Annotated in this window: 16 protein-coding genes; 12 read left to right on the top strand and 4 right to left on the bottom strand. The window is 37.0% G+C overall.

Annotated features, from left to right (window positions below; translation table 11 throughout):
* Window positions 1-64 precede the first annotated feature (64 nt).
* From ACNJYY_RS12290 to ACNJYY_RS12265, 6 genes are all read left to right on the top strand, one after another.
* On the top strand, window positions 65-751 hold the full coding sequence (locus ACNJYY_RS12290) for an HAD family hydrolase (protein ID WP_416728738.1): 687 nt from the start codon (window positions 65-67) through the stop codon (window positions 749-751).
* A gap of 150 nt (window positions 752-901) precedes the next feature.
* The gene (locus ACNJYY_RS12285; protein WP_416728737.1) at window positions 902-1,297 is read left to right on the top strand and encodes a hypothetical protein; all 396 of its coding nucleotides are present in this window, start codon (window positions 902-904) and stop codon (window positions 1,295-1,297) included.
* Window positions 1,298-1,750: 453 nt separating this feature from the next.
* Complete coding sequence (locus tag ACNJYY_RS12280; protein ID WP_416728736.1) at window positions 1,751-2,233, top strand: hypothetical protein; 483 nt, start codon at window positions 1,751-1,753, stop codon at window positions 2,231-2,233.
* A 92-nt stretch (window positions 2,234-2,325) separates the two neighbouring features.
* Entirely contained in the window at window positions 2,326-2,865 is a 540-nt protein-coding gene (locus ACNJYY_RS12275) for a GNAT family N-acetyltransferase (protein ID WP_416728735.1), read from the top strand.
* A gap of 5 nt (window positions 2,866-2,870) precedes the next feature.
* Window positions 2,871-3,320: an SRPBCC family protein gene (locus ACNJYY_RS12270; protein WP_416728734.1), complete on the top strand. Its 450-nt coding sequence runs from the start codon at window positions 2,871-2,873 to the stop codon at window positions 3,318-3,320.
* A 39-nt stretch (window positions 3,321-3,359) separates the two neighbouring features.
* Window positions 3,360-4,151: a phosphotransferase gene (locus tag ACNJYY_RS12265; protein ID WP_416728733.1), complete on the top strand. Its 792-nt coding sequence runs from the start codon at window positions 3,360-3,362 to the stop codon at window positions 4,149-4,151.
* A gap of 468 nt (window positions 4,152-4,619) precedes the next feature.
* Here ACNJYY_RS12265 and ACNJYY_RS12260 read toward each other — a convergent pair whose 3' ends face one another.
* On the bottom strand, window positions 4,620-5,945 hold the full coding sequence (locus ACNJYY_RS12260; RefSeq protein ID WP_416728732.1) for a GntP family permease: 1,326 nt from the start codon (window positions 5,943-5,945) through the stop codon (window positions 4,620-4,622).
* 385 nt (window positions 5,946-6,330) lie between these two features.
* Window positions 6,331-7,380, bottom strand: coding sequence for an alkene reductase (locus tag ACNJYY_RS12255; RefSeq protein WP_416728731.1), 1,050 nt, complete (start codon window positions 7,378-7,380; stop codon window positions 6,331-6,333).
* Between the two features lie 156 nt (window positions 7,381-7,536).
* On the opposite strand from ACNJYY_RS12255, the gene ACNJYY_RS12250 reads away from it, so the two are divergent.
* The 3 genes from ACNJYY_RS12250 (at window position 7,537) to mutM (ending at window position 9,449) form a co-directional block, all read left to right on the top strand.
* Window positions 7,537-7,980, top strand: a complete 444-nt coding sequence (locus ACNJYY_RS12250; RefSeq protein WP_416728730.1) for an Lrp/AsnC family transcriptional regulator — start codon at window positions 7,537-7,539, stop codon at window positions 7,978-7,980.
* Window positions 7,981-8,190: 210 nt separating this feature from the next.
* Entirely contained in the window at window positions 8,191-8,424 is a 234-nt protein-coding gene (locus ACNJYY_RS12245; RefSeq protein WP_416728729.1) for a GNAT family N-acetyltransferase, read from the top strand.
* A 221-nt stretch (window positions 8,425-8,645) separates the two neighbouring features.
* A complete protein-coding gene (gene mutM / locus ACNJYY_RS12240; protein ID WP_416728728.1) occupies window positions 8,646-9,449 on the top strand; it encodes a DNA-formamidopyrimidine glycosylase in 804 nt (267 codons plus the stop codon).
* Between the two features lie 172 nt (window positions 9,450-9,621).
* Here the strand turns inward: mutM and ACNJYY_RS12235 are convergent, their stop codons facing one another.
* On the bottom strand, window positions 9,622-9,816 hold the full coding sequence (locus tag ACNJYY_RS12235) for a hypothetical protein (RefSeq protein ID WP_416728727.1): 195 nt from the start codon (window positions 9,814-9,816) through the stop codon (window positions 9,622-9,624).
* A gap of 339 nt (window positions 9,817-10,155) precedes the next feature.
* Between ACNJYY_RS12235 and ACNJYY_RS12230 the strand changes: the two genes are divergently transcribed.
* From ACNJYY_RS12230 to ACNJYY_RS12220, 3 genes are all read left to right on the top strand, one after another.
* Complete coding sequence (locus ACNJYY_RS12230) at window positions 10,156-10,962, top strand: alpha/beta fold hydrolase (RefSeq protein WP_416728726.1); 807 nt, start codon at window positions 10,156-10,158, stop codon at window positions 10,960-10,962.
* Window positions 10,963-11,200: 238 nt separating this feature from the next.
* A complete protein-coding gene (locus ACNJYY_RS12225; protein ID WP_416728725.1) occupies window positions 11,201-12,406 on the top strand; it encodes a hypothetical protein in 1,206 nt (401 codons plus the stop codon).
* 12 nt (window positions 12,407-12,418) lie between these two features.
* Window positions 12,419-13,033, top strand: coding sequence for a hypothetical protein (locus ACNJYY_RS12220; RefSeq protein ID WP_416728724.1), 615 nt, complete (start codon window positions 12,419-12,421; stop codon window positions 13,031-13,033).
* 125 nt (window positions 13,034-13,158) lie between these two features.
* Here ACNJYY_RS12220 and ACNJYY_RS12215 read toward each other — a convergent pair whose 3' ends face one another.
* On the bottom strand, window positions 13,159-13,815 hold the full coding sequence (locus ACNJYY_RS12215) for a GIY-YIG nuclease family protein (protein WP_416728723.1): 657 nt from the start codon (window positions 13,813-13,815) through the stop codon (window positions 13,159-13,161).
* Window positions 13,816-13,910: the final 95 nt, after the last annotated feature.

Raw genomic sequence — 13,910 nt, 5'->3', positions numbered from 1 at the left:
TGCAAAGTCATGATTACGGGTACATACCTTCATATACAGAATGCAAGGATAGGAGAGAGTTAGTTTGATAAAAGCTGTACTGTTTGATTTGGACGGAACCCTATTGGATCGCGACACCTCGGTTAAGAAGTTCGTAGAGGACCAACATACTCGGCTTTCATCCGTACTGTCCCATATACCTAAAAAATTGTATGCGAAACGATTTATCGAGTTAGAAGAAAACGGATACGTGTGGAAGGACAAAGTGTATCAAAGGCTAGCCGAGGAGCTGGCTGTTAGAAGAATTCCTCCTGGAGAATTACTCGATGATTATTTAACGCAATTTAAGCACCATTGCACACCGTTTCCAAATCTTATTAGCATGCTAGAGGAGCTGAAGAAAAAAGGATATCGCCTCGGCTTGGTCACGAACGGTTACGGTGTGTTTCAGTATGACACGATTCAAGCACTAGAGATAAAAGAGTATTTCGACACCATCCTTGTATCAGAGATGGAAGGATTGAGAAAGCCTGATCCACTAGTTTTTCAGAGAGCGGCAGAAAGATTAAACGTTAAGATGGAAGAGTGCATGTTTGTTGGCGATCACCCCAAAAATGACGTGGAAGCTGCTAGAAATACTGGTATGATTGCCGTCTGGAAAACGAGCCCTCATTGGAAAGAAGCGGAGGCAGCCGACTATACGATAAGCGATCTGGCAGAGCTTAAGCTAATTTTAGAAACCCATGAAAAGGCAATGCAACTTTCAAATTGAAGAGTAGAGTACTGTTCTTTTTTGGGAGATACATTTAATACGCATTATGGAGCACTAATCTTTAAAGGATTAATGCTCTTTTTTACTGAATTAAAAAACGCAACAGATTGTTTACTGAAAAGACATTTGAGAAATGAAGTGATTATAAAAATGAGATATCATCAAAGAGAGTTTTCACACGAACTAATGCAAAGAATTAAAGATATTGAAGCAGCTTTAGCAGACGATATTGAATATTTGTTATTAAAATACAAACCTCTTTTTAATAAGAAGAATTTATCTTTTGATGGTGAATTTCACAGAGAAGGTAACCATCCATTTACTCCTCAATACATTTCCACCATTTCGATTGGTATATCAGAAGAAAAAGTAGAACTAATAGATCTACATACAATTAAAATATGGGATTGCTATCGATCATTCTTAGGAATGCCTATTTCAAAAAAGATTCCAGGCAGTAAAATTGTTGGGGAACTACTAGATGAAACGCTAGAAGAAGTTAAAGAAGAGTTAGTAGACTACATTACCGACCTTTTAGCAGAATGATTATATTTAATAATCGGGTGTAGTTCTTATATCAATAAAGTGTGTTCATTTTAAAAATTAAGAAGGGACCGAACATGGTTTACTCAAGTATTTTGAAACGTTTCAAGCAAAATCATAGAACAAGAGAATGGTGAAACACAATGAAGTACTTAATCTTTATCATGTTTTCCTTAGTTAGTTGGTGGATGTTCTTTGTTTGGATTTCTAGCAACATGTATTTTGTGGATCAAATGGAATATGGAGCTTTCCTGTATACTTCTGTTTTTGCTTTTAGTCCCTTTCTATCCGCTACCGTGACTTATTTCACTTACAAGTTTTTTGTAAGTTCAAAGTTAATCTTACAAGTTCTAACCATGATCTACATACTTACGTCCATTTATGGTATTGATCAATTTTTAGAATATTGAGCATGAGTGGATGTGAATAAATGTCATTGCTGATAGGGGTTATGTTTTGAAATCAAAACAACTGTATTTCGTAATTGTTCTTTTTTTATTTTGCATAACGGGGTGTACAACTCCTTTTGATGGAAATGGTCAGAAAACAGAAGAGAAGGAAAATGACTTCCCTCCAACGGTTTCAGGATTCATTAAAATCGAAGGTGTCAGATTTGAAATGAAACCAGGAAATTATAGATGGGAAAGAAAAAAGGGTTTAGAAACGGAAGCTGTGACAACGGATGCAGCATCACCTTATCAAATTGGTGAGGGGCTTGAAGCTATAGAAGTAAAACCAGGCGCTGATATTGCAATCGAAATAAAAGATAAACCAAAACTATCTGTTTTTCCGTGGAACAGAGATGGTAGCGGTAAAGAAGTCATATTAGACAACAATCGTTTATCCGCTCCGGCAAGTAAAGGTCGATACATCTATGAGGTATTTGCCAAATGGTCCAATGGTGAAATATCTTACACGTTTGTAGTTGAAGTTAACTGATTAACGATGGCAGTTGTGTAAAGTGCAGATTTTCAAGGTTAATGAGTTCGTTCATTAATATAAAACTATTAGTCTAGGAGGTTGCACATAAGATGACAGCTAAATTTAAACCTATGACGTTTGAGATGGAAACGGATCGATTGTCCCTTAGTCTATGGAAGGAATCAGATGCATCATGGTATAGAGAACTTGTTGCAGAACGGGGCAAAGGTATGCCGACTATAGTTACTGCTCGTGAGAATGTCACTACTTTACGCAATCGAGCATATGAAAGCGGAATTGCCTTGCTAACTATTCGTCGTCGAGATGAAGCCGATTATATTGGGTACTGCGGATTAATTACTGGTCGTTCTACACTTGAAGAACCGGAGATTGCATACGAGTTGTTCCAAAAAGTACACGGTAATGGTTATGCGACTGAGGCAGCAACCGTGGTCTTAGATGCTGCAGTTGCAACCGGACGACACAAGCTTTGGTCGACAGTCCGCGCTTGGAATGCTGCATCCTTTCGGGTGCTAGAAAAGCTTGGATTTGAACGACATCATAGTACATGGGACGAGAGCGGAGAGATTGTTTGGAGCCTAAGAGAACTTCAGAATAATTCCAAAGATGTTCAAGAGTACGGAGGGTAGAGAAAATGCCAGAAATAAATCATAAAATCTATATAAAAGTACCATTAGAAGAAGTGTATTATACAATATCAACAGCTCAAGGTTGGAATGCTTGGTTTACAGATGAAACGTCTTTAGAGATCAATCCAGACGGAACTGGTGAAATTCGAATGAGATGGCTAAACTTTGGTCGTGAAAACGTAATAATTGAAGATGGCGGAGAAATACTTGAAGCAATTCCAAATCAAAAATTTGTGTTTCAGTGGTCACCAGGAGAACAAAGTTCAACAGTAACCTTTAAACTTGAACCTTATAAAGACGGTACGTTAGTAGAAATTAATGAAATTGGTTATACGCATTCAGAAAAAGACTTAAGTGCCTGCATCGGATGTGCTGTTGGATGGGGAGAAGCATTAGCCCTGTTAAAAGTCTATTTAGAGCATGGAATAGTATATAAACAGGACTTAATTCTATAAATAACAGTAGTAGAGAGTTTTCAAGGAGGTAGAAACCAGGTGCCAAACAGTGAAAACGATGAAATACTAACTGGAGGAAATGTCTCAACCGTACATCGTCTAGGAGATACGGTTCGACGAGAGTTAAAGCCAAGTAGCACCAAGGTACACAAGCTATTAAAGCATCTAGAAAACAAAGGCTACACTTATGCGCCAAAGTTTTTAGGTGTTGATGAAAAGGATAGAGAGATCTTATCTTTTATAGAAGGGGAAGCTGGTCATTACCCGTTAAAAAAGTACATGTGGTCAGATGATGTACTAATGGAGATAGCCAAAATGCTTCGACGCTATCACGATGCTGTAACAGATTTCCCTATAGAAAAAGGTTGGCAACCGATCGATCACACTCCTGAGCCTTTTGAGGTGCTTTGCCATAATGATTTTGCCATTTATAACATTATCTTTGATCACGACCGCCCCGTTGGAATTATTGATTTTGATGTAGCAGCTCCTGGGCCGAGACTCTGGGACATCGCATATACGCTTTACACGTGCGTGCCTTTAAGCAGATTTTATTTAGATGAAACAGGTGCAACCATAAATTACAATCGTAACCAGCATGCAAAAGGAATGAAAGAGAGAGTTCGATTGTTTTTTGAGGGGTATGGTGAGGAAGTCAATCCAGATTTCTTGGAGATGGTGCTGCTCAGGTTAAAAGGGTTATGCAGAACCATTGAAAGAAAAGCGAGTGAAGGTGACTTAGCTTTTCAAAAAATGATAGACGAAGGGCATCTGGACCATTATCTAGAGGACATTGATTTTATTCGTAGTCACCGAAATGATTGGACATAGGAGATCACAGTACGAAATTGGTCATTTTGTAAAGGGTCACTTTTTGAGTACAGAAAGACAATAATTTATGTCACGCTGCTTTTTGGTAAGAAAATCACTTGTTAAAAGGCTTACCAATTTTATAATAAAGGGAAACTTTAAGACTTCGTCTAATTTTAATATTAAAGAAATAGGATTGGAGGCTAATGTCTGTTTTATTGTCTATTATTCTTTGTGGCTGCCAATCGGAAGATAATACTACTTTGGAATCAATAAAAACTAACAATGAATTACAACGAGCCACATCGTTAGGTCCCCGATGGATGGAGCGGAGCCGCCGCTGGTGTTCAATGGCCAATTGCGGCAATTCGTGCCAAAGCACGACCATTTTACCCAAAAAGTGACCATACTCGGTCACTTCCCTTCGATAGGTGCTGTTCAATTTATGGAAATACTTTTTATTTGCAACAAAGCTTAGGAAACAATCTTTTATAAAAATACATTAAGCAGCAAAACACCTGCAAATGCGGTTAAGGAAAGGATGGTTTCCAGCACCGTCAACGTTTTGAAGGTTTTTGTAACGGTTAATCCAAGATATTCTTTTACCATCCAAAAGCCTGGATCGTTTACATGTGAAAACATCATTGATCCTGCAGCTGTTGCAATAACTAGCAACTCCAAATTGACACCAGACATGTTCTCAATGATTGGAGAAACAATACCGGCAGCTGTTGTCAATGCGACCGTTGCTGAGCCTGTCGCAATTCGAATTAAGCATGCAATGACAAAGGCCATCATGAGCGGAGACAGGGATAAATTTTCAGACATGCTGCTCATTGTCTCACCGACACCGCTATCCATCAGTATCTGTTTGAATCCACCACCTGCACCGATAATTAATACGATTGAACCTACAGGCAGCAAGCTTTTTTCTGTGAATTTTTTAATAAGATCTCTATCCATCCCTTTACGAAATCCAAGAAAATAGTATGCTGCAAATACAGCAATTAATAATGCAATTACCGGATTTCCTATAAGCGCAAAGAATTTCATCGAGCCTTCCGAAAGCTGAACATATGGTGCTAATGAGGCGAGAATCATTAGAATGACTGGCAGTAAAATAATAAAGAAAGACATGGCGGGGCTTGGCAATTCTTTTACAGCCGTATCGATGCGGATTAATTCCGGTTCTTTTTCAGGAACAACGCGTTTGTGCACCCATTTTGCAAATAATGGCCCTGCAATAACTGCAGCAAAAAATGCGATTACAAGAGAGTAAAGAAGAACCTTGCCAAGATTGGCATCATATATGATGATAGCAGCTAGTGCACCAGGACGCGGTGGAACAAGACCGTCCACAATCGATAGACTTGCAATGACCGGTAGAGCGATCAGTAAAATATTTTGCTTTGTAGTTTTGTGTAACGAAATGACTAAAGGCAATAAAATTAAAATACCGACTTCAAAAAAGATTGGAATCCCAATTATAAAACCTGAAAGCATCATAGCCCACGGCAGACGTTTTTCACCAAAAATCCGTACAAAAAAATTGCCGATCTGTAATCCTGCTCCCGATTCGGAAAGCATTTTTCCTAAAATTGTACCCAATGCCAAAATCCCAACCAGATGTCCTAAAACTTCTCCTATACCAGTTTCGTAAGCGATCACAATTTTCTCTAAGGACAGTCCCGCCATTAGAGCCAAAAATAAACTGGCTACTGTTAAACTGATAAAAGCATGCCATTTCAGCAAGGATACGGTTACGATAACAATGACGATAGCTGCAAAGGTGACAAGCAGTAAATAAATATCCATCCTTGATCATTTCCTCCCTTACTTTTATATACAAACTGCAGTAACCAATTTAAAGTGCTAGAGCAATGGTAATCGCCTTTTTAAAATAGAATTTAAAAAGGGTTTCCTCTTTCCTCTTTAATTTATTTTATGTGTATGTTTTTTACCTAATAAGTTATGGGTGATCAAAATTACAACATCTTAAATTTTAAAACGAAGTAAACAAGCCCTCATTTAAATAAGGATATTGTTGTAAATTTAAGATGTAACACCAATTTAAAATTAATTTTAAGTCTACTATTCTTAGTGGGGGCTTATTCTGGTTTAGCTTTTGAGAATCCAATCTTTTATTTGTAAGGACTAAATATATTAGTTTAAAATCCATTCTAGCAAACTGTTGAATTTGTTAAAGCAAAGAGTGTAAATGTAATTCTGGTTTATACGGTATAAGAGGTATGCCCTCCTTAATTCTATAAACGAAATCTGGATTAGCAAGCAAAGGGCGTCCAAAGGCTGCTAAATTAATGGTACCTTTCATTATCGCATGAGAAGCGATATCATGATCTAAATTACCTACTCCAATAATTGGTCCATCCCAGTATTCTCGAATAATTTGATGTAATGTCCTGCGATTCAAGATTGTTTCAGAAAAATCATTTGTAGAAGGGTGTAGAATTTGAATACCAACTTCCTTGAATACAGATAGAAAAGCCTTTATTTCTTCCAAAGGATTCTCCCATCTGTAACTCGGTATATCATCTTTTATCTCAGAAAAGCGAATAATCGTTTTTTCAGGACCGATCGCTTTACATACAGCTGTCAAAACTTCCTTCATGAACAATAATCGGTTTGATAGATTACCCCCATAGTTGTCCTTGCGTTTATTTGTTACCTCACAATTGAACTGATCGATTAAATAGCCATGTGCTCCATGGATTTCAACTCCATCAAACCCAGCAGAAATGGCATTTCTTGCAGCTGAAGCATACAGATCGATTACTTCGTTAATATCATATAATGACATTTCCTCAGGTTCCTCATAAGGTTTACGTAAACGATGGACATGTCCTTCTGCTCTTACTGGCGATGGTGCTTGTGGAGGATAACCTCCTATAAGATCATGGTGCGTCAATCTTCCACTGTGCCACAGTTGAGCAAGGATGGTTCCTCCTTCTGCGTGAACAGCGTCAGTTACTTTTCTCCAAGTTTTTACTTGGTTATCTGAATACAGACCTGGAACACCAAAGGTTCCTTTTCCTCTAGGACTGGGATTAATTCCTTCCGTAATAATGAGTCCTATACCATCTTTAGCCCGTCTTCTATAGTAAGCTACGATATCTTCTCCAACAGTCCCTGTCTTATTATCAGCAAAGCTTCTTGTCATAGGAGCCATTACTATTTTGTTCCGAAGGTTCCAATGACCAATTTTGATGGGATTTAATAACTCGTTCCTCAAATCTGCTCACTCCTCAAAAAAGTATTAACTACATGACTAATTTTATTTAATAAGATAATCTAAATATATAGATGAATAAAGGCAATTCATTAAATTCACTTAGATAAATAATTTATTTTATGATTTTTACATTAAAATAAAAGGGGTTGTCTTAATATGGATGAAATAGATAAGAAAATAGTGTTACTTCTTCAGGAGGAAGCTAGAATTTCTATGACGGAATTAGGAAAAGCAGTAGCTTTATCGCAGCCTGCTGTTACAGAAAGAGTTCGAAGAATGGAAGAGAAGGGGATAATTGACTCTTATCGAGCTGTTGTTTCCCCAGAGAAAATCAATAAACAGATTTCAGCTTACGTCCTATTTCATACAAAGGGATGTGAAAGTTTTGTGGAACATTGTAAACAAGCAGATGAAGTAGTGGAGTTACACAGGATTAGTGGACAATATAATTTTCTAGTAAAAGTAGTGACGGAAAATCTACAAACGCTGGAAATGGCTACAAATCAAATGGGGGTATACGGGGATTCAACAACTTTAATTGTACTCTCATCCCCTATCAAAAATGATAAGTTGGTCCCTTTGATTTTAAATAAGAACTAGTTTACCGAAAACCATACTCTTGATATCGACTTTCTTTTCTTGATCATCAAGCAATCATTTAAGAATGTCTACTTTCTGTTCTTGGTTGTGCTCCTAGTGAATTCAAATTTGTTATAAATCTTTTCCCACTTTATTTCTAAAGCCTTCCAGTAAGATGTCAAACGACACTTTAGAATCGCAGGCGATATCACAACGAAATACATAACGGCAATGAACTTCAGTTGTTACGATGATGTTTGTTGGAAACATACCGCTATCTACATTTCGATAATTCCGAAACAAAAAATAGGAAAACTATTAGTAGACCATGCGGAACAATGGGCTAAAAAGCAGGGAATTATAAAACTTGCAGTTAACACTGGAAAACGTCGTGTTGATTCACACCATTTTTATAGAGGAAGAGGTTTTGATGATACTGGTGCAGGTTTCTATAAATCAATATAAGACTACTCAACAATCGGTTGCGATTACGGAATAAAGTTCTGTCCAATTGCAATCAATAACTACGATTTGCGTTACTTTTTTGTTTGCTATTTTATATTCAATTCTCTAAGTACTCCAAAAGAGAACACGTTAGTCATTTTGATAAGCTGCTTTTATTTACATAAATTATCCAACCCACTCAATACTAACAAGAGAGACCAGAATTGAAGGAGTTGGAACCATTGCCTGAATTACCAGAAATGGAAACGTATCGTGAGTTTCTAAATCATAATATCTTACATAAGCCGATTACGAATGTAGAGATTAACAGAGAGAAGTCCATTAACACAGGGGTTCAAACCTTTAACGACGCGGTAAAAGGATCTAATATCACCTTCGTCAAAAGAAGAGCGAAGCACCTGATTTTTGAGCTGAGTTCGGGAAAATATCTGTTGCTTCACTTGATGCTTGGAGGACTGATATTTCTCGGAACTTCAAAAAACAGTCCGGATCGAACGAAACAAATCATTCTTTCTTTCGGAGAGCTGCAACTGAATTTTATTGGTCTTCGACTCGGATATTTACATCTACTGAGTCAATCGGAACTGGATGAAAAGCTCAGCGATCTTGGTCCAGAACCATTTGAATTGCAGCGGGAAGAGTTCTTAGATAGATTAAAACGGAAAAAGGGTGCACTCAAACCATTGTTAGTCGACCAATCTTTTATCGCTGGAATCGGAAACTGCTATTCTGATGAAATCTGTTATCAAGCAAGGTTACACCCGTTACGAAAAGTGATTGATCTCACTGATGAAGAGAAAAACAGGTTGTATGACAGCATTAAACCAGTGCTATCAAGAGCCGTTCAATTTGGGGGATATATGGATTTTCCGATGTATGAAGATGACAAGAAGACAGGTAGTTATAACGAAAATACGTATGTGTATGAACGTGAAGGAGAGAAGTGCCCGAGATGTGGAGGGACGATTGAGAGAGTGGACCATTCTTCGCATAAGTCGTTTTATTGTCCGAGCTGTCAAAAGTAAATAAAACTCTTTAGCAACTTAGCTGGGCATTTTTCGTCACATCAAAAAAAGCAAGCATGGCAAGTGTGCGGCTTGCTCACTTGCAAAAAACCGTGAAACGAAATGCGATTCCGTTTCTTAATAGAAAAGGACAGGTTAGAAGTTACGATGACTTCCGACCTGTCCTTTTTCTTTATAACTGTTCCTTCGCTTTTGCTTCTTGAATCATTTTATACACATACAGCGCACCATAACCACCTGCTAAACCAAGCGGCAGGATGATGAAAGGTGCAAAGTCCTTTGTGTGCCATCCTACTAAAAAGAATATCCCATAAATGATGACCATCGACATGATGCTAAACGCTAACCGGATAAAATAAGCTTTCAAACAAAACGCTCCTTCGATTCTTACTTACACTTGATGTTTCTTAGAGGTCCAATAACGATACACATACCACCCAAACCATCCACCAGCTATTCCTAAGAGAATGATGATTAGGTTTGAACTTTCACCGTTATATAAATCAAACAATTCTAGAATTCCATACGTAACGAAGCCAGTCTATATCCCAAATAACAATCGAATCAAATAGTTCTTCAGAGATAGCCCTCCCGTTTTTCTTTTTCCATTTTAACACAACACCGTTATGATATTCGTTTATATCTGAAATAGAAGGAATTTCTTCAATGACAGAGAACCCCCTTTATAGAGAAAGAGTGTTGAAACATGTCGTATTGCCAAGTACAGAAAGCAAACATCTATTATGAAGAATACGGAATTGGAACACCGATCGTGATGATCCATGGGTTCTCACCAGATCACCGCCTGATGAAAGGCTGTATGGAACCGATCTTTCAAGAGAGGGATGGATATAGACGCATCTATCTCGACCTGCCAGGAATGGGGCAGACGAAAGACTATGAAACCATTCAAAACTCGGATGAGATGTTGGAAAAGGTTATTCAGTTCATAGAAACGCTAATACCAGACCAATCTTTCTTACTGGCTGGTCAATCGTACGGTGGTTATATCATAAGAGGCATCATTGCGAAGATTCCACAGCGTGTATTGGGTGCAGCATTCATCTGTCCAATGATCTTGCCGGATCACAGTGACCGAACATTGCCTGAACAAACAAACATCGAAGTTGATCACGAATTCTTAGCTACATTAACAGAAGAAGAAAGAGAAGATTTCAAAGGCATACATGTGAAGTTAAATGAATACACGTGGAAAAGGTACAGGGAGGAAGTGGTCGTTGGATTGAAAATCGCAGATCCAGCGTTCTTAGAGAAAATCTCAGGAGCTTATGGGTATACATTTAAAATCGACCAAGAAGTGTTTGAGAAACCAAGTGTATTTATAACAGGTAGGCAGGATCATGTTACGGGTTATAGGGATGTTTATGACATACTTGATAAGTATCCTAGAGCGACGTTTTCGGTGTTGGATGTTGCAGGGCATAATTTGCAGATTGAGCAGGGTGAGTTACTAAATTTACATATTAGTAAGTGGTTGGATCGCTTAAACTAAGTGTACTGTTAAAAATAATAGTATAAGTAATCAAAATAAATTAGAAACACTGGAATAAAAAACTAGTGTTTCTTTTTTAATAGAAAAACTTTATTTTATTCGAGTATTTATTTTTGTTTTAGGGGGTTATTTAGAAGGAAAACACATTTCAAGTGAAAATTTTATTGAAATAATATTAATTAGACATTACTATTAAATCTGGAAATAAATGAAAAAGTAACAAAGGGAGATAGGGAACATGGGGAAATATGTAATTTTTATAATGGCTTTTGTGATATTAGTTCTACCTCACCAAGGGTATGCTCACTCAGGTAGAACTGATGGTAGTGGAGGACATAACTGTTCAGCGAAGTCTCAGGCAAAAGGATTATGTACAGGGTATCACTATCATAATGGTGGAGGTTCAAGCGGTGGATCAACTCCAGCACCTACGCCGGCACCAAAACCGGCTCCTGCTACTCGCAGTGATAAAGACTGCTCGGATTTTTCCAACTATGATGAAGTTGTAGCTTACTGGAATGCAAAAGGCTATTCAGCTACAAATGATCCGGAGAGATTAGATGGCTTCGGTAATGCTGTAGATGATGGTATTCCGTGTGAAGTTCCAAATGGATATGATACTGCGAAAATTAACGGCAGTCCAAAACAGATTGAACAGCAAGACTCGTCAAAGGGTGAAAAAGCTGGCTATCAAAAAGGATTGAACGATGGAACAAAAGGTGCAGAAGAAAATGATTCTTCTACTGGTTCAGCAGCTTACCAATCTGGTTATGACACTGGTTATGCTAAAGGGTATACAGAAGGAATTAAAAAGTTTGAAGAGCAGAAAAAAGCTGTTGAAAAAGAAGGATATGAAGCAGGTAAGAAGCAAGATAAGCTAGTCGTACCTGCAGAGTATCAGGGTAACACACTTTTAAAACAAGATTACGAAAATGGTTTTAATCGAGCTATAAAAGAAAAAGAAGAAGCACACATTGCTAGTTTAAAAGAAAAAGGTCTTGAAGATGGAACAAAGGATATTAAGAATACGCCTAAGAATGTAAGTCAAACTTTAAAAAACGCATACCTTTCTGGATACGAGAAAGGTCAGAATGAATTAAAAGAAAAGTATTTAAAAATGGGTTATAACGCCGCCTTTACCATGATTTCCTATAAAAAGCCTGCTCTTAAGAAAGAAAAATATATCAGTTGGTATAAAGAAGGATTCAAATCAAATAATGAAATTGAAAAAATTGCAGAAGTAGCTTATGAGATGGGTAACAATGAAGAAAAATATGAAGTCCCTCAAAAATACATGAAAGCTGAAACAGTGTATGAGTATCATTACGGATTAGGAAAACAAGCTGCCCAGGAAGATGATGAAGCTAACGCAATGATTTTTGGTTTAGGAATAGCTGCTTGGTTAGGAAGACGATTCTATGTGGCTCGTAAAATGGTAGCTTAAGGAGAGAGTAAGATGGGGATTTATCAAAGAATATGTTATAAAACAGAAGATTTATTCGTAAAGCTTTTAACTAAGAATCAAGATAATGTACTAGTAAAAGAAAAGGTTCAAACTTATCGAAGTAGTAAAGAAGCTGTGAAAGAACAAAAGCGTATGAAAAGAAAACATGCAGCTGAAGAACGCCAGCAACAACTAGAAGCTCAAAAAGCAAAAGAAAAACAAGAGGTTGAAAATCTATTAAAGTCAATAGTAATTGACTCTTACACGACTTACGAATTTAACGAAGTAAGAAATAATAAGGCATTCTTTCAATCTCTTATCCGAAATGTGTTTGAGCCTGACGAAAGAGGGTTAACATTCTTATTTTGTGAGTTTGATAAAAGCAGTAAAAAAGAAATTAAAGGCTACTTAATCGCTACCAACAAACGTGTATGGTTTGTAAATAAGTCATTTAGCTTCCAACAAAAATTCCGATATCAAACTATTAGGGACATTAAATGGTTTAATGACGGGATGCTAGAAAAGGGCTTATACATGCAATACGGTGTAAAGCGACTTGAATTTGATGAGATCTTTGATAAAGAACAGATGATACGGGTTGCGAATAAAATACTTGCAAATATTTAAGAAGCATAAAATATAAACTTATAAAGGCTAGAGCAGGTATTGTACTACCGGACTCTAGCCTTTTTATTATTAGGTTTATTGTTTGAACATAGTCATAGATATTCAGACACCTTTATTGATAATTTCTACATCCTTAAGGAGCTTTTCTCCTTCAAAATCCCTTCCTTAACCATATTCACAAGTGTTCCTTTATTTTTAAACTTAAAGTACATAATGAGACGATCCAGGTCTTTCTTAGATAATTCTATCTCATCAGAAGCCATTTCATAATGCTCTAACTTATGTATAAGAGATTTCGCGTATTCTTCTTGTTTAGGTGTAAGGGGAACTCTACGTGAGTCAATTGCTTCTTTAATAATTCCTCTATCGTTAATTGTATCTTCAATGTATCTTGAATAATTTCCGGTTCTTAACCATGTAAGATCCTCTGAACTAAGGGTATACCATTCACCTTGTACACGTTTGTTAGTGAAGTAATCATGAAAGGCAGCTTCTGTTTGATGATGGTTGCCCGACTTTACAAGATAAATTAGCTCATTTTTGAAAGATAAGTTAACAAAGAACCCATTCATTCGTTTATCTATTTGTGTGGTTTTTCCAATCTGGAAATGACCAGTTTGTTGATCTTGTACGAAGAAAACATAACCTGTCGCCTGACCTCCTGGAAAAGGGGTATTTATTATTTTCTGTAACTCAGATTGATTTTGTTGATAGAGATGAAGAGATTCAGTCCTAGGTGTTGTAGTGCCATTCTTAAATAAAGATTTTAGGTATTTAATCACAATCGTCACTCCGTTTTTACGAGATATGTATAGATATAGCATAATAAAATTTGGTAAAGTTTACAAACAATAGTTGATTTTTACTAGTTTTTTTA

The sequence above is a fragment of the Fictibacillus tiangongensis genome (assembly GCF_048083785.1).
Taxonomy (GTDB): Bacteria; Bacillota; Bacilli; order Bacillales; family Fictibacillaceae; genus Fictibacillus.
The sequence above is the reverse complement of the archived record's forward strand: the minus strand, read 5'-3'. Positions and strand labels throughout refer to the sequence as shown.

Coding starts and splice junctions, on each gene's coding strand:
- ACNJYY_RS12285 (WP_416728737.1), top strand. CDS start 902: ATGAGATATCATCAAAGAGAGTTTTCACACGAACTAATGCAAAGAATT.
- ACNJYY_RS12275 (WP_416728735.1), top strand. CDS start 2,326: ATGACAGCTAAATTTAAACCTATGACGTTTGAGATGGAAACGGATCGA.
- ACNJYY_RS12270 (WP_416728734.1), top strand. CDS start 2,871: ATGCCAGAAATAAATCATAAAATCTATATAAAAGTACCATTAGAAGAA.
- ACNJYY_RS12260 (WP_416728732.1), bottom strand. CDS start 5,945: ATGGATATTTATTTACTGCTTGTCACCTTTGCAGCTATCGTCATTGTT.
- ACNJYY_RS12250 (WP_416728730.1), top strand. CDS start 7,537: ATGGATGAAATAGATAAGAAAATAGTGTTACTTCTTCAGGAGGAAGCT.
- ACNJYY_RS12245 (WP_416728729.1), top strand. CDS start 8,191: ATGAACTTCAGTTGTTACGATGATGTTTGTTGGAAACATACCGCTATC.
- ACNJYY_RS12230 (WP_416728726.1), top strand. CDS start 10,156: ATGTCGTATTGCCAAGTACAGAAAGCAAACATCTATTATGAAGAATAC.
- ACNJYY_RS12225 (WP_416728725.1), top strand. CDS start 11,201: ATGGGGAAATATGTAATTTTTATAATGGCTTTTGTGATATTAGTTCTA.
- ACNJYY_RS12220 (WP_416728724.1), top strand. CDS start 12,419: ATGGGGATTTATCAAAGAATATGTTATAAAACAGAAGATTTATTCGTA.